Genomic DNA, 23119 nt, shown 5'->3' with positions numbered 1-23119 from the left:
AACTAAAACTATATCAAAAAATTTTAAAATAATCACTCTATCTAGAGAGAGATTAAAAGGGGTTAAATTGACCAAAAATGTCCACAAACCTCCAATTTAGTTCTCTCTAAAGAGTGAGGTCAATTGACCTCAAACCCGTTTATTCTGAAAGTGAAACGTTGGAACAAATATTCAACGATAAATACTGAAGCTGTTGTGAAATCAACAGAGGAGATTAAACTATGAGATTTGCTCGTAAATTGCTTTTAAAATTTGGTGTTTTTGTATCATTAGCTGTATTTTGTTCAGGTTTACTAACCGCTTCATTTTTACCGGCTCAAGCCCTGAGTCTGAATACTTCTTCTATCTTAGCAACTAATTCTTCAATGGTAGACAATGTATTGGGAGAAGGTACAGCAAATAAAGTGGAAGGTAAAGCACGCCAAGCCGTCGGAGCAGCAGAACAAAATATGAAAGAAGCTCAAGCCAAAACTGAAGGTTCACTCAAACAAACTCAAGGAAAAGCACAAGAAAATGTCGGCGACATCCAACGTCAAAGCAGCGAAGCCCACAATGATCTTGAAAGAACTTCTGATAATGTAGTTGATGCGGTTAAAGATTTCTTCGGACAGTAAAACTGAGAAAGAATAGGTTTTAGTCTGAACTTTTGATGCGCTAATTTTTCCCAGGTTAAACCCTGGGATTTTCGTTAAATATTCAAGAATAAATATTAGGAGGATTAAAATCATAATGAAAGGGTTGAAAGGGAAAAATGTGTTAATCACTGGAGCTACTTCTGGAATAGGTCAGGCGATCGCTGTTCGCTTTGCAACAGAAGGGGCAAATGTAGCGATTAATTATCGGGGAAATCCTGAAAAAGTTCAAGATACAGAAGAAATGATTGATCAAGTTTGCAATCAAATTCGAGACTGTGGGGGTAAAGATATACCCGTCGAAGGTGATGTTTCTAACGAGCAAGATATTATCAGAATGTGTGGTGAAGTTGTCGAGAAATTGGGTAGTTTAGATATCTTAGTGAATAATGCGGGAATGCAAATCGCCGAAGCTTCTGATCAAGTAAAAACAGAGGATTTTGATCAAGTTATTTCGGTGAATCTCCGAGGTGCTTTTTTGTGTTCTCGGTCAGCGATTAAACAGTTTTTAAAACAGAATAATGGCGGTGTAATTATTAATGTTTCTAGTGTGCATGAGATTATTCCTCGACCTCAATATGTGAGTTATTCTATTAGTAAAGGGGGCATGGGAAACCTGACTAAAACGCTGGCTTTAGAATATGCGAGACATGGAATTCGGGTTAATGCTATTGCACCGGGCGCAACGGCAACACCGATTAATTCTTGGTCAGAAGATGAGAAAAAAAGACAAGAAGTTGAACAGCATATTCCGATGGGACGAGTCGGAACGTCTGAAGAAATGGCTGCAATTACGGCTTTTTTGGCTTCTGATGATGCGTCTTATATTACGGGTCAAACTCTTTATATTGATGGCGGACTAACGCTGTATCCAAAGTTTATGGAACCTTGGTCAGCCGGAGAATAAATGATTCAAAAATTTATGTTAATTTTATCGCCGGGTTTCTTGAAGAAATCAGGCTTATTTTTTTGATTTTATAGAATAAAACCACCAAGACACAGAGACACCAAGAGATGACCCAGAAATCTCTCAGGAGAAAGAAGAAATTTATCTCAGGTCTTATTTAAAATAAGGATGAGGTTAAGTTGTTGATTTTTTGATGATTCCTCAATGGAGGTTAATCAAGGATGTGAGAGGCTATGGAATACTTAAATCAGTCTGTTTTAAAGTTTTTTATTTGGATAGTAGCTGAGATTATCCTCAATTTTATCGGTCTTGATGACTTGGCTGATTACGGGGAGTTTGTTTTTGAAAGAAAGGTTCATATTCCTGAAACATTAATTGTTGAAATATCTATCAAAAATCACGTTGATTTTTGGAATCATTCAAATCACCGCATTCCCAGTTTTCGGATTTAAAATTAATTATTTTGTTAAAACTAAAGTCCAGCAATGGTAATTTGACTATTTTACAATTCCTTTAAATTTATCTAAATTATCTTTACAGAAGGGTAGTTCATGTAAAACTTGGAGAGTTTCACTAAACATACAGAACGTTATAGGCTAAGATGCACAACAGTAGGCTTCATCTCGACTACTCAAGATTTTGTTAGAGTTAGGAGATTATTTTATGACTACTTTTAAACCGTTGTGCATCGCATTAACGGGAATATTGGCAGTGTCTATCCCTTTTCAAAAAGCACAAGCCGCGACTTTGTTTAGTGGTGTGGGTGACAATGCAGCAACCGCTTTTGCAGCGATGAAAGCCGCTATTGGTGGGTTGGATAATACCACTGCTATCGGCTCACAAATCGGCGGATTTCGCACGGTCAACTGGGATGGTGTATTATTAGATGGAACCGATTTTGGCGGCAATACTCAGGTGATCGTTCCTGATCAAGTGGTCGGTATTCCTGAAGATCGTTTTCTGTCTCGCGGTGCCTTGTATGATGATGTTTATATCGTCAGTGGCGATGGTTTAGAAAGCGTTAATTCCGGTGTGGCGGGTCAGTTTCCGGCTTTTAGTCCCAATAATATTTTCGTTCATTTTGGCGAAGACGACAACGAAATTGAGCAAAGTTTCACTCTCGCCGGAACCACTACCCCTGCTGCTACTCGGGGTTTTGGGGCGATTTTTCTTGATGTTGAACTTCCCAATACCAGTAGTATTGAGTTTTTAAACGGTTCAGTCAGTTTAGGGAAATATTTTGTGGAACCGGGCGGAAGTGGTCTACCGTCTTTTTTAGGGGTTTTATTTGATGAACCTGTGATCACTGAGGTTGAACTTATTTTAGGCAACAATACCATTTTTGATGTCGATCTTGACAGTAACACAATTACATCCGGCCCGGCTGATGACCCCGAAAATGGGATAGACTTAGTAGCAACTGATGATTTTATTTATGCTGAACCGGAAGTCGCCCAAGAAATTCCTGAACCTTCAGCGTTAGTTGCTTTATTCTTAGTGGGTTTATTCCCTAAATTCTGTTGGAAAAAGCAATAATTAAAACAGCAATAATTATAACGGTTTTCAGTCCGGTCAAGTATAACTGTAAGCCCTAAAAAACCCGGTTTCTCAAAAGTTACCGGGTTTTTATATATTTAAAGTTGGGCGATCGCTTGCGAAATCCCTTCCGAGTCGCAAATAAAACCAAAACATTGGTTAACATTATAAAGCGTCGCTTGCCAACAATATTCAGGTGATGTGGTTGCAGTGCCATCTTTAACTAAAATACAGTCATAGCCCAAAAAGTTGGCATCTTGCAACGTTGCCATCACACATTGATCGGCATTTACCCCGGCAAAAAATAACGTAGTTTTGCCTAAATTTCGTAAAATACTATCAAGCGGCGTATCCCAAAAGCCACTCATGCGGTATTTATCAACTCGAATATCTTCCGGTTTTTGTTCGAGTTCATCAACAACCGCCGCCGCCCAACTTCCGGCTTGTAAAACGGGTGAATTATTTTTGGGTAAGGGATCACCTAAACCCACCCCTTCGCCTGTAGGATTATAAACATGAAGCGTTGCTGGACTAATATTCAGTAAATCAGGCCGATTTCCCCAGTTGATCCAAATAACGGGAACATTTGCCGATCGCAACACGGGTAAAAGCTTTTGTAAAGGTTCGATGGGTTGACGGGCGGGCGTGACATCTACCCCTATATGGGCTAACCAACCATCAGGATGACAGAAATCATTTTGCATATCAATGACTAAAATAGCAGCTTTGGCTAAGTCTAGTCGCAGGGTTTTTGTTTCCGTAGCGAGGGTAATAGGTTGAGGTTCAACAACCGGACGAGTCAGATCCGCGATCGCATCTGTCACGCCCCAAGCATTGGGAGGCACACCTAAAGTTCGTAGAGAAGGGGAATTCATTGCCCTAAGTTTACTGAGATTTGGACTTTATTTTAGAGGATTATTGTCCTGATCAATGTTGACCTCCGACCACACGCCAACACATTCGTTTTTGGCGCGGGATTCCCAAGCCTCACAACTTGGGTTTCTGCTTCTTTCTCTTCAAAGAAGAGCTTTTCGCACCTGGCTTAACAGATTTATTCTGTTCGGCTCTTACGGTGGCTCCACAGACTGACACTGCGAGTCCCGCAGCCAAAATATTAATTGAGGCGTTAATATCGCGGTCGTGGTGAGAATTGCACTTAGGACAATCCCACTCTCTGATATTCAACGGCATTTTTTCTGCAATGTATCCACAATTCGAGCATCGCTTGGAACTGGGAAACCAACGATCTATTTTGATTAATTCTCTTCCGTACCACTCAGCTTTGTAAGTGAGTTGTCGGACAAGTTCTCCCCAGTTCGCATCGCTGATTGCTCTGGCTAACTTGTGATTTTTCACCATGTTCTTCACAGCCAAGTCTTCAACAGCTATCGTTTGATTTTCACGAATAAGTTGAGTCGTTAACTTGTGAGTTTTGTCGCGCCTGCAATCGGCAATTTTAGCTTGAATTCGAGCTACTTTAACTCTTGCTCTCTCTCGGTTTTTTGAGCCTTTGATTTTCCGGCTTAAAGACTTTTGAGCGAGTCGGAGTTTTTTATATAGCTTATCAAAGTGCTTGGGATTAGAAACTTTCACACCATCAGACGTGGTGAACAGACTGGTGATGCCAAGATCTATCCCCACTTTTTTATCGATGGGTTTTAGTTTGTGGTCTACTGGATCGTCAATTCTCAAAGATACAAACCATCTACTGCTGGGGTCTAACTTGACTGTGATAGTAGAAGGACTGCATCCCTTTGGTAGTTGACGACTCCATCGAATCGGCAAAGGTTCAAAGCACTTGGCAATGTAGACTTGACCATCTCTCCACTTAAATGCAGCTTTACTAAATTCGGCACTTCCACCTAAGCGTTTTTTCTTAAAGTTCGGGTACTTTGTTCGACCTGCAAAGAAGTTGGTAAAAGCGGTTTGCAAGTGCCTTAAACTCTGCTGAAGCGGAACACTACTGACCTCGTTTAAAAAGTCTAATTCCTCCTCTTTTTTCCACTCCGTTAGCATTGATGAGGTTTGAGAATACCCTACCCGCTCTTTCTGTTTATACCACGCTTCGGTTCGCGCCGCCAGTGCTTTGTTGTACACCAGACGGACGCACCCCAATGTCCTCCTCAACAGATCTTCCTGTTCAGGAGTTGGATAGAACCTAAATTTGAGAGCTTTTTCAACCATGTCTTACAGTTTACCACGAAACTTGTAAGTTGTTTGTTTGGTAGCGATTCATGAGGGGCTGTGTGCGGAATTGAATTCCGCACTTTAAACGCCCCGTCCCGTCGCCAACATTTTATTTATGGCGCGGGTCTTCTCGCTTCATTAAGATAAACCCGCTCCTACCTCCTCCATTAATGAAGGTTTGGGCTTTATTCCAGACTGTTTCCCCAACTTTTCGTCCGAGTTGACGTCCGTTTAAGTCGCCATCGCGAAAATGAATCCCACCATACAACCGAGAAATTCCGGCTTGATCGGCGGCGGCGGAAAAAGTCGGCCAGGAAAGTGTTATTTCTTCAGTAGGGGTAATACCAGGTTCAAAGCGGGAACTTCCAACGGGGGCGGTATAGGAAGCCCCAAAGTGATCACTTTTAGTATACCGTTTTAACACTTCGGCGGCGGCGGCGCTGTAGCTGCTGTGTCCCGAGACATATTCGGGAAAAGGGGGAGTCGGATCATTCAGGCGTTGGTAGGGGTGCCACTGGCTACCGTCAATGGTTTGTGTGCCTTTACCGGGGCCTGCCCAAGCTTGAATTTGTTGACCGTTAAACAGGCTACGAATAGCCGATACAGGGCGAATATAATCATAGAACCGTTTGGAGTCCCAAGCCGCAATTCCCGCATCAAAAAGGGCGTTGGCAAGCATAAAAAATAGTTTGACATCTTCATCGAGACTATGGTTATCGCGTTGGGAAATATACTGCCCAATAGCCATCCATTTACCGGGAGGAAAAGAGGTTCCGGGGCCGTCTTCCCAATATTCGGCGATTATTTTGTGTTCATCGGTGAGGTTGGCGTTGTAGTCTAAGATTTCCTGGACTCGTTGACGGTATAGCGGTGTTGCCAAGTCAGGCGGGGCGGGGGGTCGAAATTGGGAACCGGAGGTTAAACCGAAGGGGATAACAGTCCCCCAGTGAGGCGTTAGGAAGGCTTGTAGGCGGCCTTTGGGGTCGTTGAGGGGAACTCGTAGGGGTTGCCAACGGTTGAGGTCGCTTAGACTCTCCGAAGGGTTAACGGGTTGATAACTCGTTGTGTCTGCGTAGCTGTTTAATTGGTTTGATCCGTCCTTGTGGCAAAAGCGAAGCACAGCAGTGCTGGCCGCTTGTCCAATTCCTCTGGGGGTTTGGGGGCTGGCGATCGCAGTTGTCGGGAATAAGCCGAGTTGCTGCATCAGATCATCAAAGACTTGCTGTTGAGTCGGGAATAAGTCGATCAGGGTGCTGTAGGCAGCATAACTGATGGCTTCACTTTTATTAGAGAGGGTGTTTTCATCCTGGGGACGCTGTAGCTGATCTGCGAGTTGGGTACCGATGGCTACGGGATCATAACTCGCCCAAGCATCAAACATGGCGGTATGCACGACTGAATAGGCGCGAGAAGACACCGTTGGGCCGGGAGAAGTGTTGCGGATGGCTTGCTGGGTGGCTTCATTCCAGAGAATCACCGTTTGAGTGGTGCGATCGCGGATCGCTGATTTTTCTGGATCAATTAAGGGTGTGAGTCCTCTAACAATTTTTTCAGAAATGAGAGAATGAATAGAATCTATCTTGGGGTGATTGTGGCGAGCAATGCGCTCGTTCAATGGGGGTATTACGAGCTGTTCTGTAATTTTACTCCATTGGAGGTGAGGATCAAGTCCTGAGTATAGTTTACGGAGTTGTATGGCTTTGGTAATCTCTGGAGATCGACGTTGCTCTTGTTGTTTCGCTTCAAACAAATGGGGGTGACAGTCGGCAAACTGATCTTTGAGTCGGCAATGATCGAGTTGGCGGTTTAATACTGTATTTTCTACTACTTCTATAGCATCCGAATGTTGGTTCAGATAGAAACTCACATCAAACAGGTTTAGGAGTTCCAGCATAAAAATCTAGCCATGAGTCAGATCTCTAGACTAATCATTTACCTATTTTTTAAATTTTGTCAAGTCTTTTGCTTTATTCTCCCATGATTTGTAGGGATACGCTGCGTGTTCGTGGCCCGTCTAACTCCAAAAATAACACGGACTGCCAAGTTCCTAAACCGAGTTTTCCTTCTACCACTGGAATGACTTCGCTGGTACTTAGCATCATCGCCATTAAATGGGAGTGAGCGTTGATCGGTTCATCGGGGGGAACGTCTCTTAAGTGTAGATCGTTATGCAGGTATTTGGCATCAGCAGGGGCTAAGGTTTTCAGGTGGACTTTGATATCCTCTAATAACCGTTCTTCATCCTCATTAATCACTAAGGCTGTTGTGGTGTGTCGGGAGAAAATCAGGACTTGGCCGTTGCTAATCCCACTCGACTCTAGACGGCTTACAATCTCCGGTGTAATGTTGTAAATGCTTATCCCGGCTTGGGTTTCAACGGAGATAAACTGATGAATGATCACCATGCTTTGCTTCTCAAGATTAATCTCGAATGATATATAAATTAACCCCGTAGCCCATACCTCATAACTTATGAGGCACTTGGGCTACAGATTTAACTGTTTTCGTCAATCACATAGAAATGAATCAGCGAATTTATTCTTCTTCGTCTTCGTCTAACTCTTGACCGGATTTCGCATCAACCTGAATGAGGTGAATATGCTTATGACCTAAGCGAATTTCAAATTGATCACCCGGTCTTAAGCCCATTGCTTGGGTGTAGTTAGCACCAATAACCAGAGATCCATTTTTATGTACGCAAGCCCGATAACTGGCTTCTCTACCTCGACCATCTGTTCGACCGGGATCTAAGGAAATTCCCTTCGCGGCTAACAGCGCGTCGTAAAATTCCGTCATATTCGCCCGCATTTGCTCATCTTTTGTGGTGGTGTAATAGCCACAAAGTTTAGCAGTCTCTCGTCTTGGCATATTACCAAGCGACTTAACTTTCTGAAGTAAAGCTTTTCCCGTCAGTGGAGCTATTGATGCTTTCTCTGTTGCTGATTTTGCCATTAGTCTACTCCGAACTTAGTTAAACAATCCTAACACGTAATTTCGTTGTTTTTTACATGATATAACCAGAAGCGCATTTTTGTGTCAGATCTTTCTGCAATTTCTGATATCTTAACGCCTCAACTCTCCCGAAAATCTCCTCAAACTCTGTGATCTGTTCTTACTGTTAAAAGTTTACAGCCATTTTGAACCCCAAAACGGGATAGGCTGAAGTTGTAACATCTCTTTTACAGAGAAAGATTGAGTAAAGCTTAACAGAAGTTCTTCATACTGTTACATCTGTGTTGTTACTCTCAAAAAGTTGACTTAAAAATCAAAAAATGATAGACTTTTAGAGAGTTAGGGGTCAAAACTGAAATTGATCAGATAGGGCTTCAGGAGAATTTCCATGAAACTAACGAAAATAGATTTAAGTCAGATTGTTGCGGTTGGTCACAATAATGGTCAATTGGGACTACTGATTGATCGCGGAGATCAAATCGAGTATATCGAAGTTCCAGCTCCCGTTGCGGCTTATGATGGACTGCAACAAGTGTCTAATTTTGCCAACCCTAGAGCCATTTCTGGACGTGATCAATACCTGACACCTGTGACGGACTTTCAACCTTTAGATAGATGCGAAGAAAACCGTTTTTTATTCTATAAAGAAGAATCCGAAAATGCTGAACCCTTGATCGAATTAGAATGTTGTGATCAAGACGGCTATGAGTATTACCCCGTTGATCTTGAAACGGAAGAATACTCAAGCGAAACCAACAGTTGCGATCAGTTACTAAATTTTCGAGTCCCCGGTTACTCATACTAGATAGACTAAGAGACTAACTCCTCAATTACCCGTTCTAACCCGGCCACCACTCGCGCCAAACAGTCATAGTTTACCTGTTCGGGTGTATCATTCCAGGCGTGATAATAGGGATAGCGAAACATGGCGGTATCTGTCACCATCACGGCTGGATATCCTTGCTCCCAAAATGACCAATGATCGGAATAGCTCACTCCGGTAATCATACCCGGAACGGCTGCACCTTCACAGGGAAATTGAGTGTGACGGCGAAAGGATTCCACCATTTGACGCACGAGAGAAGTGGATTTCAAATGGGTGACGAAGGCGATATAATTCCCGGTAGAAGGATAAAAATTCCCCAACGGAAAGGGAAAGCGTTGGCTTCCGAGTTCGTTAGAATAATATCCCATTGTCTCTAGACTCAACATCCCGACAATATTATCCTGACGCTGTTTACAATAACGGGCATAAACCAAACTTCCCATTCCCTCTGTCATGGCAAATGGGGGTTCTTCGTTGACAAATTCAACAAACCGCAAGGTTCGTCGGGGTGTTTTCCCTGCAAATAATCGCGCTAATGCTAAAACCGCCGCCGCGCCGGAACCGTTATCATTGGCGCCTGGACATCCGGCTACTGAGTCATAATGACCCCCAATGACGATAATTTCATCGGGGCGATCGCTTCCTTTGATTTCTACGGCGAGATTTTCAAAGGTTTGATCGTTGACTTCGTAGGCTTGACGTTGAACGTGATAACCGCAATCTAAAAACTCTGTTTCTAAAAAATCGGCTGAGGCTCTCAAATTATCATAGTTGAGATAGTTGCGTTCGCCGATCTCTTTTGCCAAAATTTTGATATCGCGTTCAAGTGCCATTTGTAACTCGAATTCATGGGTCGTTAACGCAGGCAAAGGCCCATGATAACTTTCACCCGGCATGGAGGGGATCATAAAGGTTTAAGTTGTTTCTTCGCTGAATTTAAGCAGAGGGGCAATTTTGGGAGATTATTTTGATCATATCATTCTGTTTTAATTCGTTTCAACAGACTATAAAAAGGTTCCCAATTGTCCTCTACAAAAATCGGTTCCCAAACGGCTTCTATTTGAGGACGTAGCGGGACAACAGTCGGATTATATCGTTTTAATCGGGCTTTCATTTCATCGAGTTGTTGCGGGGAGAGGGTTTGCAGATAATGATGATAAAGCTGTTGCCAACTTTCGAGGTAGAGTTTCCGCCATCCTTCAAATTTAGGTAATCCTTCTGTTTTACAAATTTGACTAAAATCATCTTGCCAGTCGGCGCAAAATTCTTGAGTCAGCAGACTAAAAAAGTCGTGATAACCCAAGTCATTGTTTTTGAGTAAATTAATCGTTAGCTTTAATAATTCCTCGGCTTCCGCTAGGGGTAACTGTGCAAAGCCAAGTTTATTGATCATCAGTTGTCTATAAGTTTCTCGAAATTGGTGATCAAATAAATCAAGTCCTGACTCTAATGCTTCTGAATCAATAACCATTTTCAACGGTTGTTGCAGCCGTTCTAAATTTCCCTTACAAACCCAGGGTTGATTGGCATAGCAATATAACCCACTCGAGTCAAAATAAGCGGCGGTAAATCGAGGGTTGTAAGTCGGTATAAACGCATAGGGGCCGTAGTCAAAACTTTCTCCAGTAATGGACATATTATCTGTATTCAAGACCCCATGACAAAATCCGGCAGCCATCCATTGGGCGACTAATGTAGCGACTCGTTTGACTAATTCACCATAAAATAAAGCATAGCGATCGCTCTCGGTTTTGAAATGAGGATAATAATATTCAATCACATGATCTAATAATTTTGTGATTAAATCGGCACGACCAAAATAATGTAATCGTTCAAAAGTGCCAAAGCGAATATGAGAGCGACTAAAGCGTACCATAGCCGCCGAACGAGTCGGAGAAGGTTCATCACTGCGATAGAGTTTTTCGCCCGTTTCAATTAAACTTAAAGTACGAGAAGTTCGCACCCCCATTCGGTGTAAAGCTTCGGCGGCGATCACTTCCCGGACACCGCCTTTGAGAGTGAGGCGACCATCGGCGTTGCGAGAATAGGGGGTTTGACCTGTTCCTTTGGTGCCAAAGTCGTAGAGTTCACCATCGATGCCGCGAACTTGTCCATAGAGAAAGCCGCGACCATCGCCGAGTTGCGGGTTATATTCTCCAAATTGATAGCCGTGATAACACATCGCTAAAGCCGGACGTACACTTTCAAATTTGCCAAAGGCTTCGATAAAGTGATCGTCCGTTACCGTTTGGGGGTCAAGGCCTAACTGGGTGAGGATTTGATCATTGCGGAAGCGCAGGATATGGAGGGGAAATTCTGCGGCGACCACTTCATCGTAGTAATCACGGCCTAACGCTTCAAATGCAGGTTCGTATTCAAGGAAGAGGAAGGGATTCGCCATGAGAAACTCATACTGCTGATTTCAATCTTTATATTCTATAAGTTGAAGTTTGTGTTGTAATCCAGACTACGGAAGAATTTAAGAATTTCTAATGATCGCTTTCAAGATTTGTCCGATTTAATATAATCATGTTTGTGCCAATTACTGCATTACGGGCGATGGGTTTTCCGCTTGGGGAGATCAGTTCGAGTCGGGTAAAATCAAAGTTCTGTGCCTGTTCAAAAACGACTTGCGCCAGTTGAGTTTGTTTGTCTTCGCTGAGTTCATACCAAGCCGGACTGAGTTCAACTCGTAATAAACTAGCGGGAAAGTTGGCTTGAACTGAGGCAATAATTTCGGCGCTAATTTTCGCGGTCGATTCGTTCATTTTCCTTTGAATTGTGGCAATCAAATACTGTTCGGGTGTGAGTTCGAGGTTCGGGGGGGAAATAAATTTCACAGGTTGAGGGGGTGCTGTTTCAACGATCAACTGGGGGATTTTATCAGGGTTTTCGCTAACATTTTCAGGTTCTGAAATCGAGGGGACTTCTTCTAAACTCGCCGGGGGTTCGGGAACAAGTTCTGTCGGGAATCGTTCAAGTTCTGGGGCGGACAATGGCGGTTCACTGGGGATTTCTTGTAAGGGTTTCTCGATAATAATTTCGGGTTGTTGGGGCGAGGGAACGGTTATTTTTGCAAGTTCAGGGGGGGGTTCACGACTGGGAAACTGTTTGATAATCTGGCTGAATAGGATAACAACAATTGCCCCAATGACGAGTGCTAAAATCGGATCAGGTAAAATTCGATTGACAACTGGGGGCAAAAATCGCCGAATCGGTGATAATATTTTAGAGCCATAATGTCGAGAGCGGTTTCTTTCGTTTGGGTTCCGGGAATTTTCCGGGGAAGATGGATTTTCTAATTGGGCGACAATCCCTTCGAGTTGGTCAATCAAGCCCCGTAAAACTTGAAGGGTCAGGTTGATCAAAATATTGCGTCGAGGGGGGCGTGTCTGTGGTTTTTTAGGGCGAGGAGAGGTGAATTGTTCTTCAGACATTTTTAATTCCCGGCTAACCGTTGAGCGAGGTCAAATGTGCTAGACTCAAGTCTGGAATTTTTCATCCTAATGTATCATTTTATTGTAGCTTTTGAATACCTAAGTTTTTCCAGATGAAACGCCGTCAATTTATTCTCTCTAGTCTTGTTTGTGGAAGTGTAATCGGTTCGATTTGGAGATTTGAGAATTTACAAGCCGGAACTCCGAACAGTCAAACGACAATGAGTCCGACTCCCATTGCATCGATTCCCACGACAGAACCTTTGTTCCGTTTTGTTGCTCTAGCCGATACCGGAACAGGTGAACCGGGGCAATATGCGGTGGCTGAAGCCCTAACTCGTTATCATCAACAATACCCTTTTAATTTAGCCCTTTTAGCCGGAGATAATATTTATCCGAATGGGGAAATTGAACGGATGGAGGAGGTTTTTGAGAAGCCCTATAAAACTTTACTGCAAAGTGGCGTTAAATTTCAAGCCTGTTTAGGAAATCACGATATTCGCACAGAAAACGGGAATTTACAACTGAGTTATCCGGGCTTTAATATGAAGGGACGTTATTACACGTTTCGTCAAGATCCGGTACATTTTTTGGCGTTAGATACCAATAGTAATGCAGATTGGTTAACTCAACTGACTTGGTTAGAAGAACAACTCCGTCGCAGCGATGCCCCTTGGAAAGTGGTTTTTGGTCATCATCCCGTTTATTCTTCGGGAGTTCATGGCGGGAAAAAAAAATTAGTTGAAAGTTTAACACCCTTGTTTAAAAAATATGGCGTTCAACTCTATATTAATGGCCACGATCACAACTATGAACGCAGTCGTTCTCTCAATGGCACTACTTATTTAACTTGTGGTGCAGGTGCTATGAATAGATTTGTTAAACGTTCAGAATGGACAGAATATTCAACGCCAGAACTGAGCTTTGCCACCTTTGAGGTGTATGCTGATCAGATAATGGTTCGGGCGATCAATACCGAAAATAAAGTGTTTGATCAAGCTGTCATCCCCAATTCATCAATATCTGGGTAATTTGGACATTTTGATCGCTTCATCTGCACGACATGGACATTTTGACAGATTCATCCATAGGGGACAAGGGTTGAGTCGAACTCGATTAAAAATTATTTTTCAAGAGTGATCATTTTTCCAAAAAGACTATACACTAGAAAAGGAAGCAAATCTCAGCTTATCTAAAGAGCATCCCTTTGTCGGATGTCATAGGTCTACAGAGCTGAGTATGCTTAAACTCATCTGAATTACTAGGGGAGGTGGAACCCAACTAAATGAAAAAATTAGGTACTCATTTAATTCTCGATGCGTGGCAATGTCCTGCTGAACTGCTCAACGATCCTGAACGAATTCGCAACTCAATTCTAGAAGCTATCACCGCAGGAAACGCTACTTTAATTGACTTCTGTGTACATCAGTTTAGTCCCCACGGAGTCACGGCAACCGCCACACTAGCCGAGTCACATATCGCTATTCATACCTGGCCTGAATACGGTTATTTTGCGGCTGATTTCTTCTTCTGTGGTCGGGGAGAACCCCGCAAGGCTGTTGAAGTCTTAAAGACAGCTTTACAAGCCAAACAGGTGAAGCTGAGAGAATTTGAACGAGGGTTTGAACCTGAGACAATGATCGACAGTGATCAAGTTAATTCCCAGGTGATTTCCGAAAAAGAAATCTGTCCAGTTTAATCTAGAATGCTCTGATGTTCTAGCTAGATAGATTCAAGAGGGGTAAGGTATTAAGAGTTGTTCTTCCCCTCTTGGCGTAGTCCTAAAGTTAGGCATTTAAAGTTAATAGCGTCAGATTTTTGAATAACCAATAATTGCGATAATCAAATAAAACAATATCCAACGCTTCGCTGAGATTCACTTCTAAATCTCGATTTTGGATATCAACAATCATCTGATAAACCAGTTCAAAAATAATTCGCTGTTCTTTATCCATAAAGATAAAATTACCATTATCAGCATTGCGGAATTGTTCGAGAAATTCTGCACTTTTTTTCGCCGTCACTAAGCCTTCACGAGATTCTCGACAGAGATTAAATTGAATTTCAGGGTGATTCATCACTAATTCATTCCAGTTGCGAATGCGGTGATAAAATCGACTTCCGCCTTGATGTAAAAATCCTACCGCAAATTGATGAGTCGCAGTTTGGATGACTAAATGTTCAGGAAGAACCCGTCGCCCCAAGCGTAAAACCTGAAAATCAAGGGGAGAAATCACAAATCGCAGAGATTCAAGAATCGTTGTTAATTTTCCGAGATCATCACTTTCGGTAATAATTTGCGGTTTGCTATAGTTTTCTTCTAAACTGAGGCGTTGCTGACTTAAATAGTCTTGAACCTGTCGCTTGATCGGAGAATTCGCCGGAATATGAGGGGTAATAACAGCAGGTGGATCAGATAATATTCCGTTCCCATTTTCACTCATATTTAATGCTTGGGTGATTTGCAGAATCACCTGTTTGATTTGGGCGACATCTGCGGTGAGTTGTTGAATTTGTTGTTCAAACTCGGGTTCAATGGGAGAAGTTGGGTTAGCAGATGACAAACGTTTAGGAAGAGAAATCCCATCAATTTTATAACGGTAATAATCCGCCGCCGCATTCAGACTGGAACGAATCGAAGGTTGTTCAAGAAGGGCTTGAATTTCATCGGGTTCAAACAATTCATCAAGAGAAACTTCCGCCGTTTTTGCTTTTAAATTAAGCAGTTGTTTAAGCTGTTGATGAGAAGGTTTAGACAGGAAAATCTGAGATTGAGAAACCCGATCTACAATCGAACCATCAAAGATTTGTTGAAACTGTTGCCAACGATCTGGAAATAGATTTAAAATAATCAAGCTATTCGGAACATGGGTAAATATTTCTTTAATGGCTTCTCCAAAGCTTTGTAAAAGGGGTTCGTTGTGTTTTAAACCCAATCCTTCTAACTGATCAAAAATAATAATTAAAGGTTCATCCAGTAAAGACAATTTACTAAAGACTTCTAACGCCGCTAATGCGATTTCTTCCCGACTCCAATCTTCTCCCCAGCTTTCCAGTCTAACTTTATCAAGTTCTTCGGAAGATAAATCATTTAAAGCCAACCATTGGGTAATAATTTGACGACGGTTAAAGTCGGTATAGCCACAAAAACGAATAATTCCTCTGAGAATTTGGGGGGCGTATCCGGCTGAGGAAAAGTTTCGCAGCCACCAATCATAAGCCCGTTTTTCAATATGTTCCCAATAGTCTCGTTTAATTTTAGTTTCTTCTTGTCCTAACTCAGTGAATAAATTGAGGTTATTATCTTGTATGACTTCTAATATTTTATCATCTTTTTGAGTCTTGGGTGTAGAATAGGAGTCTTGGTTTTTAATAATTTCTGCAAAGCTATTAGCTAACAGATGTTCGAGTTGTGTGCGATCGCTTCCCGGAACATTTTGAATTAAAGACTCTAGAATGCGGCTATAAGTATGAAATAAAACGGCATCTTTATTATTAGGTTGACGAATAAATAATAATCGATTAGTTTTTAATAAATCCTTAGCCAGACGCATCATTAAATGGGTTTTGCCTGAACCGGGTTCCCCAATTACAACGGCTCCTTTACTTTGATGATTTGGATCTTGTTTGATATCAATTAAAATAGACTTTAAGCGTTCAAACTCATCTTGAAAAATCGAGCGAAAATCCACATGATCTTGAAACGGTGTATCAACGCGACTCGAACCAAAAGGATTGGATTTTTTCTGAAGTCTAACTTTTAAAAATTCATTGATCATCCGTCTATAGAGTTGATAGGTAAACAACGCATCATATTTAGCACGATGAGCGGAATCATTATTAAAGATTTTACCATCTAATTTTAGATTTAAATGCTTACTGAGTGCTTCTAAAGAATGGCTACCGAGTTCGGGTAAATGACGTTGAGCCAGTTCAAAACTACATTCAAATACTAAATGGGGAGTCGGAATTCCCACCGCCTGAAAGCTTTTTCGCAGCACTTCCATATCATGTCTGGCATAATGACAGATAATTGTTTGAGAATGAGCCAATTCTAGAAAATCCTTGATAATCGTTTTCAGGGGTTTCGTTTGAGGGCAAATTTGAGGATTATTCGGATGATTATCTGCCCAAGCTTCATAAATCAGTTTTCCCTGATGATCAACAATTGCAATTTCCCGCAAAATTGGCTGTCCTTCGGTATCAATTACAATAAAGTTAGGATGAAATTTCATAGGAGTTTTAAGTACAAATACGACTCATTGAAACTGATGCGGTGTGTTATTCGTTGAATCCGGATTTTTGAGACAAGCAGGGCATCCTAAGGTTCAACCTAGTGTTATTGTGACACAAGGGGTTACACTGTCCGCAGACTGTTTACACAATGCAATGAATCCTGACATCCTCCCGACGCTGACCGCAAGCGGTACAGTGCGGGGTTCCTTCTTCAACGAGAAAGTTTGTCTACCAAATTCTCATTTGGTAGATAGAGACTTAACTCTTCAAAGGCGTTTTCTAGCTCTAGACTAGCAGTTTGGGATTGCCCACCCCTACTGATTTCTCTTAATCCCTTAGCCAAAATATTTAGGGATGCGTTATGGTCTCGATCTAACTCACATCCACATTTACAAATATGGGTTCTTTGGCTCAAGGTTTTCATGACAATTTCACCACAAGCCGAGCATTCCTGACTGGTATATTCGGGACTGATAGGTACAACAACTTTTCCTAACACTTTCCCGTAGTATTCCAGCCATTCAAAGAATTGTCTCCAACTCACGTCGGAAATGCTTTTGGCTAGCTTGTGATTTTTAACCCTTACGGGTTCGCCAGTCGCTTCAAGTCGGGAAACCCGCCCAACGCGCTGGCTCACCATGTTACGCACTCTCAAGTTCTCGAACACCACGACATCGTTAGATGTCACCACGTACCTTGCCAACTTACAAACAAAGTCTTTACGCTGGCGCGAAACTTTGAGATGCTTTTTCCCCAACCTATGAATTGCTTTTTTGCGGTTCTTTGAGCCTTTTTTCTTACGGCTTACCCATTTTTGAAATCGTTTTAACTCCCGTTCTGTTTTTCGCAAAAAACGGGGATTTTCTACGGTATTCCCGTCGCTATCCGTGTAGAAATGGGTTAAACCTACGTCTAAACCAATTGCTTTCCGAGAGGGTTCTATATTTTCTGTCTTGTTGTGTTGGATGCAAAACTGAGCATAATAGCCATCAGCCTTCCTCACAACCCGAATTCGCTTAATTTGCTTGGGGTTATAATAGTTAAGATCGAAAGCTCCTCTCATTCTAAAGGTTCCGGCTTGAAACCCATCTTTAAAAGTGATTGATTGCCGATCTTCCGACAGCTTGTATCCGCTTGTTTTATATTCAACCGAGCGGGATTTCTTAAACTTTGGAAAACCTTCTCTTGGTGCGCTTCCTCTTGCGCCCGCAGGTGGTGAGTGCAGTGCGTTGGGCGGGTTCCCCGACTTGAAGCAACTGCCGAACCCGAAGGGCGCGAGGTCGCACCGCTTCTTGCCGGGAACCTTTTTCTTGCAGTTGTCAAAGAATCGTTTAATAGCACTCCAAGCTCGTTCTGCACTTGCTTGTCGAGCCATTGAGTTGAGTTTTTTTGCCCACTCAAATTCTTTGGCTAGTACCTTGCAATAAGCCGATAAATCGTACTGTCCAACCCCTTTATTGTCCATCCAATAGCGCAAGCATTTGTTACGAATAAAGCCAGCAGTACGGATCATCTCATCGATGATCGCAAACTGACTATCCGAACCATAGAGCTTGGCTTCAAGGACAAACATAGAAAGTGTTGGACTCAGTTTATGGCTTCATTGTACCATAAAGTCTTCGCGGCGCTCATATTTTTTACGGGTCGCGATTCCGAAACGACACTCACCCTACGGGTAGAGTGCTATAGCAGAAATCAGGAGACAGGAGACAGGAGACAGAATTGAAACCTTTATCATAAAAGGATTTGACAGAAAAACAGTGTCCTAATCAACTCTTTCTCTGCTATAGCCTTCTCGCAACATTGTGGGTAAAGCAAGTCTTTAATCGGGAAACAAGGCGTGATGAAAATCCCTAAAAATGAAGATAAAGTCATCGGTACACTGCCTTGAAAAGGCAGTGCCTGCGATGACTCGCTTCCCGAGTCAACTTTCGCGGAAAAGAACGTTAGATTGATGATAGTGTTGAGTGAGTATAATTTTATTAAAAAACTAATTTTTAAAACTAAATAGCACCGCTATAATAACGGTGCAGTCAACAAGATTAAATCATTAATTATCTATCTTCCGATTGTCTTCTTCAAAGCTTCATCAATTTGTTCTTCTACAGAAGTTCCACTGGAATTTTCAGGGGTTTTCATTTGGTCTTTATCCGCGTCTCCCTGAACTAAATTCAAACCCGAAGGAGCATCAGCTTTAGCTTGATCTAAAGAACGAGGGGGGGTTCTGAGAACATCTTCTGATTTTTTCTGAATGTCTTTAAGGGCGTCTTCTCCGTGATTATTGGAAGGATTAGCCGCCACCGCCGGAAAACTCTGAGAAAGCAGTAATACGGTGCAGATACAAAGCATGAGTAAAACCCGAGCAAAACGCGATACAATAGTTTTCATCTTTTTTCTTTTAAACTAAGATTACACAACATTTATAACAATAGAAATAGAAAATTTAAATCTGTCTAAGGAAAGGGATTTGAACCCTAAACTTGCAAATTTGGTGAGTTTTAGCTGAATTTTAGGCCTTCATCTTTATTCATTACAACTGGGGGGATTAAGATCTGCCTTCAGATAGAGGATGAAAAGGTTTAAATCTGAAATCATCTATTAGGGTGTACTATAAGTTTTCAGGAGCAATTTTCATGGCTCAGACTGAACCCCTGCACGGAACAGAACTCATCGACTGTGCAAAAGCCAGTGCGAATTTAGGAGTCAAAGAAGCCGCTAAAAACTGCGGTTATGCTGAGGATATCAACACCTTTGAAAGCCAACTGAAGCAAGCTTGTCAACAGATTGGCGTTAATATTGATAACTTAAGTGATCTCGTTACTCCTCAAAACCAAATGAAACAAGGACAAGGAATAGAAATCGCACCCGATAGTAAAAGTTCTCTCTAAAGATGATCTCAAAAAATTGACTAATTTTAGGTTAGATAATGGGGTGAGCTTTGAGAAGATCGCTCACTCCATCCTATTGCATTTGATTAGCTCTTGAGACGCAACGCCTCTTGAGAATGACCATCATAATTGTCCGAGGGAATATCATCATTGTACTGCTCCTGATTATAGAAATAAAGCGTTCTAATGGGATAAGGAATATTGATATCTGCTTGATCAAAGGCTTCTTTAATGGCGATAATTGCTCGAGTTTGAATTCTCCGAACCGTCTTTTGTTGGGGTCGAGTCCAATAACGAACTAAAAAGTCAATTGAACTGTCTCCAAAACTGACTAAATCAATTTCGATTTCTGGAGTTTCTAACACCCCTTCAACTTGAGAAATCGTTCGTTCTAACAGTTGAGAAGCCTGACGCAAAGATGTATTATAATCAACACCAACGGCTAAATCTGTTCGTCGAGAAGTGAAAGCGGTTCTCACCTGAACTGCACTGGTAAAGACGGTAGAATTGGGTATTAAAATTTGTTCTCCCTGGTAAGTGTGAATTTTGGTTGTGCGAATATCAATGCGTTCGACTGTTCCTTCATAGTCTCCAATAATTACTTGATCGTTAATCCGAAAGGGTTCTTGAAGAAGCAGTAAAATTCCCGCTAAAAAGTTTTTAAAGATGTCTTGGAATGCAAAACCAATTGCCACTGAACTTAAACCCAAAGTTGCAATCACATCTCCTAAACGTAAGCCAGGAAATGTAATTACGCAAGCCAAAACAACACCAATAACCCAAACCCCGATGTGACTGGTTTTGGCTAAGAGTAACTGTAAAGACTGACTGCGAACTGTTTTACGACTCACTTGTTCAACAAGCTGTTGTACAAATTGAGCAGCATAACGAGTCAAAAAAAGGATAATTAGAGCGGTGAAAATCGCAGGAATGAGTTTAACCCCACTGGCAACTAACTCCTGTATACTGTCTTTTACGGTTTGAAACAATTGATCCATAATCCTATATATTTTTAGCCTTTATGCTAATTTTTTTCACCTGAAAAATTTAGTAGATGCGTTTGATTTTCAAATTGGAAATTCCCTGTAATTTTAAGCTGAATATCTATTGTTAAAACGTCACGATATCAGGCTTTTTACAGCTTACTGAGATCCCTAATTTTTAGCGTCTATCTTAGGGTAGAAACTTCACCCTAGCCTTTTGAAATGGTTGTCTAGTATTATCACTCTCTAAGGAAACAGCGATAACTGCTGTTCAGGAGGCGAATACCCTAAATGTTTCCACGCCGAAGCCGTTGCTAGCCGTCCCCGATGTGTGCGTTGTAAAAAGCCAATTTGCATCAAATAAGGCTCATAAACCTCCTCAATCGTTTGGGCATCTTCTCCCGTTGCTGCTGCCATTGTTTCTAAACCGACTGGGCCGCCATTAAAATTTTCAATCATCATGCTTAATAGATGGCGATCTGTCCAATCTAGCCCCATTGGATCAACATTAAACAGTTGTAAAGCGATGGCTGCAATCTCCCCAGTAATCGGCCCAGAAGCTTTAACTTCCACATAATCACGCACCCGTTTTAACAGGCGGTTCGCAATACGTGGAGTTCCCCGTGAACGACGAGCAATTTCTTCCGCACCTTCTGAATTTATCGGTGTATTTAATAATTTAGCCGTTCGTTGTACAATTAAACTTAATTCATCCACTTCATAGAATCGTAACCGTTGAATTAACCCAAAGCGATCGCGTAAAGGAGAGGTTAACGCCCCGATGCGAGTTGTCGCCCCAACAATCGTAAATGGAGTCAGAGGAATGCTGCGCGTTTTCGCAGATCTACCTTGACCAATGGTAATATCAAGACGGCAATCTTCCATCGCTGGATAGAGAATTTCTTCCGCCATTTTTGACAAGCGGTGAATCTCATCAATAAATAAAATTTCCCCCGGTTTGAGATTCACTAATAATCCGGCAATATCACGGGGTTTTTCAATAGCGGGTGCGGTGGTAATCTTACAAGTCACTCCCATTTCCGATGCTAAAATCAGCGCCATCGTTGTTTTTCCTAACCCCGGTGGCCCGTAAAGTAACAAGTGATCGAGGGGTTCCTTGCGAGATTTTGCAGCAGCGATCGCAATTTCTAAAACTTCTTTTAAATCCTTTTGACCGATATAATCACAAATACGCTGAGGTCGAATGGATTCATCTTGTTTGGGGTTAATTTGTTCATCAGTTGTTGCTTCCGGGACAAGTAAATGTTCATCTTCAGATCCAGATTGAGATTTTTGAGCCTTTCCCGAAGGTACAGATGCACGCTTTTTTGGGGAATTGGGGTCAGTCGGTTGTGATTTTGATGAAATAATTGCCATGACGGGCTAATTTTACCTTCCGTCGGATTCCTTCATTGTGTCACAATGCTGTTAATCTCAAAAATGGTGTCGAATTATCAGCCTTTTTTATGAATTCTCCCTCTACCGAGTCCACTTCTGAAGATCTGACCTTTGAACAGGCGATCGCCCAAACTGAGACTTTACTCGAAAATATAGCGGCGAATGACCTTTCTGAGTCGGAAACTGAAGCCGCGATCGCGAATTTAGTCAAAACTCACAATGGCGCCAGAGGGTTTTTTGTTACTTATCTCACCGATCCTCGGGTCTTTGTCGATCGCCCCTCAGAAGCCGTTGTACGGGGTTTAGAAGCCGCTCCTGAGATTGTACCGGACTTGCTGATCAAAAATATGGCAATGTCGGCGGCTATGGTCATTTATCACCGTCGTAACCAACATGAAGACATGGCTGCGAGTTCAGATCGGGTGCGATCGCGTTCCGTTCATTTAATACAATCTCTGAATATTCCCGTGTTGGATACAATGGTTAAACAACTTCTAGAAACCATTCAAACAGGCTCAGGCGAATATCAAAGTTTTCTCGAACGTTGGGGATATGATAGCGAACAACGAGAAGCGATCGCCCAGGCTTTACAACCTTTGATGTAAGTGAATTCCGTTGGAAATTATCCGGCGATCGCTGTTCAAATTTTAATGATAGAATCCTGTTTTTTAGACTGTTAATATTCATCAAGTCATTGTTTGAGCAATGGCTATTTTCATCTGAATTTGGCGTGGAGACCCTCGCTTTTAGCGACGGGAGGAAACGCCTCTTCGATAGCGGTTCTCACAAGCTATATGCTAAGATGTGACACATGACAGAAAAAGCCTACCGCTACCGTTTTTACCGTGCGATTCGTTCCTATCAAAAGTCCAACAGACGTGGATAGGGCAAGGTGATAAACCTTGACAACTCAATAACCGTGATGGTGAAAGCCCATCCCTCCAGATGGTGGAGTGACAGCATAACCCCTTCCTGTGGAGAATGGTCATCAAAGTGGGAAAAGCGGGGTTAAACGGCAGTAATGATGAATCTGACATCAAATCCTGTCTAGCACCTAACTATGTGTACGAAAGGAACTTCCGTTATAAGTACCGTCACGGTAATCCAGCCTACGCAGATTATTGGCTGGCAACAAAA

Annotated in this window: 22 protein-coding genes; 9 read left to right on the top strand and 13 right to left on the bottom strand. The window is 42.1% G+C overall.

Annotated elements, in window-relative coordinates; genetic code table 11:
- Window positions 1-221: 221 nt before the first annotated feature.
- From WN50_RS25000 to WN50_RS24985, 4 genes are all read left to right on the top strand, one after another.
- Window positions 222-614, top strand: coding sequence for a CsbD family protein (locus WN50_RS25000; protein WP_046278057.1), 393 nt, complete (start codon window positions 222-224; stop codon window positions 612-614).
- A 115-nt stretch (window positions 615-729) separates the two neighbouring features.
- Window positions 730-1539, top strand: coding sequence for a glucose 1-dehydrogenase (locus tag WN50_RS24995; RefSeq protein WP_046278056.1), 810 nt, complete (start codon window positions 730-732; stop codon window positions 1537-1539).
- Between the two features lie 233 nt (window positions 1540-1772).
- Entirely contained in the window at window positions 1773-1991 is a 219-nt protein-coding gene (locus WN50_RS24990) for a hypothetical protein (RefSeq protein WP_046278055.1), read from the top strand.
- A 211-nt stretch (window positions 1992-2202) separates the two neighbouring features.
- The gene (locus WN50_RS24985) at window positions 2203-3075 is read left to right on the top strand and encodes a hypothetical protein (RefSeq protein ID WP_046278054.1); all 873 of its coding nucleotides are present in this window, start codon (window positions 2203-2205) and stop codon (window positions 3073-3075) included.
- Between the two features lie 98 nt (window positions 3076-3173).
- Here the strand turns inward: WN50_RS24985 and WN50_RS24980 are convergent, their stop codons facing one another.
- The 5 genes from WN50_RS24980 to WN50_RS24960 form a co-directional block, all read right to left on the bottom strand.
- On the bottom strand, window positions 3174-3950 hold the full coding sequence (locus tag WN50_RS24980; RefSeq protein WP_046278053.1) for a cysteine hydrolase family protein: 777 nt from the start codon (window positions 3948-3950) through the stop codon (window positions 3174-3176).
- Window positions 3951-4062: 112 nt separating this feature from the next.
- Complete coding sequence (locus tag WN50_RS24975; RefSeq protein WP_046278052.1) at window positions 4063-5259, bottom strand: RNA-guided endonuclease InsQ/TnpB family protein; 1197 nt, start codon at window positions 5257-5259, stop codon at window positions 4063-4065.
- A 112-nt stretch (window positions 5260-5371) separates the two neighbouring features.
- Window positions 5372-7156: a vanadium-dependent haloperoxidase gene (locus WN50_RS24970; protein WP_049560155.1), complete on the bottom strand. Its 1785-nt coding sequence runs from the start codon at window positions 7154-7156 to the stop codon at window positions 5372-5374.
- Window positions 7157-7229: 73 nt separating this feature from the next.
- Window positions 7230-7667: a secondary thiamine-phosphate synthase enzyme YjbQ gene (locus tag WN50_RS24965; RefSeq protein ID WP_046278051.1), complete on the bottom strand. Its 438-nt coding sequence runs from the start codon at window positions 7665-7667 to the stop codon at window positions 7230-7232.
- Between the two features lie 130 nt (window positions 7668-7797).
- Window positions 7798-8214 carry an AbrB family transcriptional regulator gene (locus WN50_RS24960; RefSeq protein WP_046278050.1) on the bottom strand — a complete coding sequence of 139 codons (417 nt, stop codon included), beginning with the start codon at window positions 8212-8214 and terminating at the stop codon, window positions 7798-7800.
- Window positions 8215-8602: 388 nt separating this feature from the next.
- Between WN50_RS24960 and WN50_RS24955 the strand changes: the two genes are divergently transcribed.
- Window positions 8603-9019 carry a hypothetical protein gene (locus WN50_RS24955; protein ID WP_049560152.1) on the top strand — a complete coding sequence of 139 codons (417 nt, stop codon included), beginning with the start codon at window positions 8603-8605 and terminating at the stop codon, window positions 9017-9019.
- Between the two features lie 5 nt (window positions 9020-9024).
- Here the strand turns inward: WN50_RS24955 and WN50_RS24950 are convergent, their stop codons facing one another.
- The 3 genes from WN50_RS24950 to WN50_RS24940 all read right to left on the bottom strand — a co-directional run bounded on the left by WN50_RS24950 (window position 9025) and on the right by WN50_RS24940 (window position 12477).
- On the bottom strand, window positions 9025-9948 hold the full coding sequence (locus WN50_RS24950) for a M28 family peptidase (RefSeq protein ID WP_046278049.1): 924 nt from the start codon (window positions 9946-9948) through the stop codon (window positions 9025-9027).
- Window positions 9949-10016: 68 nt separating this feature from the next.
- Entirely contained in the window at window positions 10017-11441 is a 1425-nt protein-coding gene (locus tag WN50_RS24945; RefSeq protein ID WP_046278048.1) for a protein adenylyltransferase SelO, read from the bottom strand.
- 88 nt (window positions 11442-11529) lie between these two features.
- Window positions 11530-12477 (bottom strand): hypothetical protein, encoded by a 948-nt coding sequence (locus WN50_RS24940; RefSeq protein WP_046278047.1) that lies wholly within the window; start codon window positions 12475-12477, stop codon window positions 11530-11532.
- Between the two features lie 113 nt (window positions 12478-12590).
- On the opposite strand from WN50_RS24940, the gene WN50_RS24935 reads away from it, so the two are divergent.
- A complete protein-coding gene (locus tag WN50_RS24935; RefSeq protein ID WP_046278046.1) occupies window positions 12591-13508 on the top strand; it encodes a metallophosphoesterase in 918 nt (305 codons plus the stop codon).
- Window positions 13509-13762: 254 nt separating this feature from the next.
- Complete coding sequence (speD, locus tag WN50_RS24930) at window positions 13763-14176, top strand: adenosylmethionine decarboxylase (protein WP_046278045.1); 414 nt, start codon at window positions 13763-13765, stop codon at window positions 14174-14176.
- 88 nt (window positions 14177-14264) lie between these two features.
- Here speD and WN50_RS24925 read toward each other — a convergent pair whose 3' ends face one another.
- From WN50_RS24925 to WN50_RS24915, 3 genes are all read right to left on the bottom strand, one after another.
- Window positions 14265-16712: an exonuclease domain-containing protein gene (locus WN50_RS24925; RefSeq protein WP_046278044.1), complete on the bottom strand. Its 2448-nt coding sequence runs from the start codon at window positions 16710-16712 to the stop codon at window positions 14265-14267.
- A gap of 212 nt (window positions 16713-16924) precedes the next feature.
- Entirely contained in the window at window positions 16925-18286 is a 1362-nt protein-coding gene (locus WN50_RS24920; protein WP_046278043.1) for an RNA-guided endonuclease InsQ/TnpB family protein, read from the bottom strand.
- Window positions 18287-18771: 485 nt separating this feature from the next.
- Window positions 18772-19101 carry a hypothetical protein gene (locus WN50_RS24915; RefSeq protein ID WP_046278042.1) on the bottom strand — a complete coding sequence of 110 codons (330 nt, stop codon included), beginning with the start codon at window positions 19099-19101 and terminating at the stop codon, window positions 18772-18774.
- Window positions 19102-19346: 245 nt separating this feature from the next.
- On the opposite strand from WN50_RS24915, the gene WN50_RS24910 reads away from it, so the two are divergent.
- On the top strand, window positions 19347-19601 hold the full coding sequence (locus tag WN50_RS24910; RefSeq protein ID WP_046278041.1) for a hypothetical protein: 255 nt from the start codon (window positions 19347-19349) through the stop codon (window positions 19599-19601).
- 86 nt (window positions 19602-19687) lie between these two features.
- Here the strand turns inward: WN50_RS24910 and WN50_RS24905 are convergent, their stop codons facing one another.
- Window positions 19688-20599 (bottom strand): mechanosensitive ion channel family protein, encoded by a 912-nt coding sequence (locus WN50_RS24905; protein ID WP_046278040.1) that lies wholly within the window; start codon window positions 20597-20599, stop codon window positions 19688-19690.
- 231 nt (window positions 20600-20830) lie between these two features.
- Entirely contained in the window at window positions 20831-21961 is a 1131-nt protein-coding gene (gene ruvB, locus WN50_RS24900; RefSeq protein ID WP_046278039.1) for a Holliday junction branch migration DNA helicase RuvB, read from the bottom strand.
- Between the two features lie 89 nt (window positions 21962-22050).
- On the opposite strand from ruvB, the gene WN50_RS24895 reads away from it, so the two are divergent.
- Window positions 22051-22587, top strand: coding sequence for a hypothetical protein (locus WN50_RS24895; protein ID WP_046278038.1), 537 nt, complete (start codon window positions 22051-22053; stop codon window positions 22585-22587).
- The last annotated feature ends 532 nt before the right edge of the window (window positions 22588-23119 follow it).

The organism is Limnoraphis robusta CS-951, from assembly GCF_000972705.2.
Note: the sequence above shows the minus strand (reverse complement) of the source record. Positions and strands in the feature narration are given on the sequence as shown.

Coding starts and splice junctions, on each gene's coding strand:
- WN50_RS25000 (WP_046278057.1), top strand. CDS start 222: ATGAGATTTGCTCGTAAATTGCTTTTAAAATTTGGTGTTTTTGTATCA.
- WN50_RS24995 (WP_046278056.1), top strand. CDS start 730: ATGAAAGGGTTGAAAGGGAAAAATGTGTTAATCACTGGAGCTACTTCT.
- WN50_RS24990 (WP_046278055.1), top strand. CDS start 1,773: ATGGAATACTTAAATCAGTCTGTTTTAAAGTTTTTTATTTGGATAGTA.
- WN50_RS24985 (WP_046278054.1), top strand. CDS start 2,203: ATGACTACTTTTAAACCGTTGTGCATCGCATTAACGGGAATATTGGCA.
- WN50_RS24980 (WP_046278053.1), bottom strand. CDS start 3,950: ATGAATTCCCCTTCTCTACGAACTTTAGGTGTGCCTCCCAATGCTTGG.
- WN50_RS24975 (WP_046278052.1), bottom strand. CDS start 5,259: ATGGTTGAAAAAGCTCTCAAATTTAGGTTCTATCCAACTCCTGAACAG.
- WN50_RS24970 (WP_049560155.1), bottom strand. CDS start 7,156: ATGCTGGAACTCCTAAACCTGTTTGATGTGAGTTTCTATCTGAACCAA.
- WN50_RS24965 (WP_046278051.1), bottom strand. CDS start 7,667: ATGGTGATCATTCATCAGTTTATCTCCGTTGAAACCCAAGCCGGGATA.
- WN50_RS24960 (WP_046278050.1), bottom strand. CDS start 8,214: ATGGCAAAATCAGCAACAGAGAAAGCATCAATAGCTCCACTGACGGGA.
- WN50_RS24955 (WP_049560152.1), top strand. CDS start 8,603: ATGAAACTAACGAAAATAGATTTAAGTCAGATTGTTGCGGTTGGTCAC.
- WN50_RS24950 (WP_046278049.1), bottom strand. CDS start 9,948: ATGATCCCCTCCATGCCGGGTGAAAGTTATCATGGGCCTTTGCCTGCG.
- WN50_RS24945 (WP_046278048.1), bottom strand. CDS start 11,441: ATGGCGAATCCCTTCCTCTTCCTTGAATACGAACCTGCATTTGAAGCG.
- WN50_RS24940 (WP_046278047.1), bottom strand. CDS start 12,477: ATGTCTGAAGAACAATTCACCTCTCCTCGCCCTAAAAAACCACAGACA.
- WN50_RS24935 (WP_046278046.1), top strand. CDS start 12,591: ATGAAACGCCGTCAATTTATTCTCTCTAGTCTTGTTTGTGGAAGTGTA.
- speD (WP_046278045.1), top strand. CDS start 13,763: ATGAAAAAATTAGGTACTCATTTAATTCTCGATGCGTGGCAATGTCCT.
- WN50_RS24925 (WP_046278044.1), bottom strand. CDS start 16,712: ATGAAATTTCATCCTAACTTTATTGTAATTGATACCGAAGGACAGCCA.
- WN50_RS24920 (WP_046278043.1), bottom strand. CDS start 18,286: ATGTTTGTCCTTGAAGCCAAGCTCTATGGTTCGGATAGTCAGTTTGCG.
- WN50_RS24915 (WP_046278042.1), bottom strand. CDS start 19,101: ATGAAAACTATTGTATCGCGTTTTGCTCGGGTTTTACTCATGCTTTGT.
- WN50_RS24910 (WP_046278041.1), top strand. CDS start 19,347: ATGGCTCAGACTGAACCCCTGCACGGAACAGAACTCATCGACTGTGCA.
- WN50_RS24905 (WP_046278040.1), bottom strand. CDS start 20,599: ATGGATCAATTGTTTCAAACCGTAAAAGACAGTATACAGGAGTTAGTT.
- ruvB (WP_046278039.1), bottom strand. CDS start 21,961: ATGGCAATTATTTCATCAAAATCACAACCGACTGACCCCAATTCCCCA.
- WN50_RS24895 (WP_046278038.1), top strand. CDS start 22,051: ATGAATTCTCCCTCTACCGAGTCCACTTCTGAAGATCTGACCTTTGAA.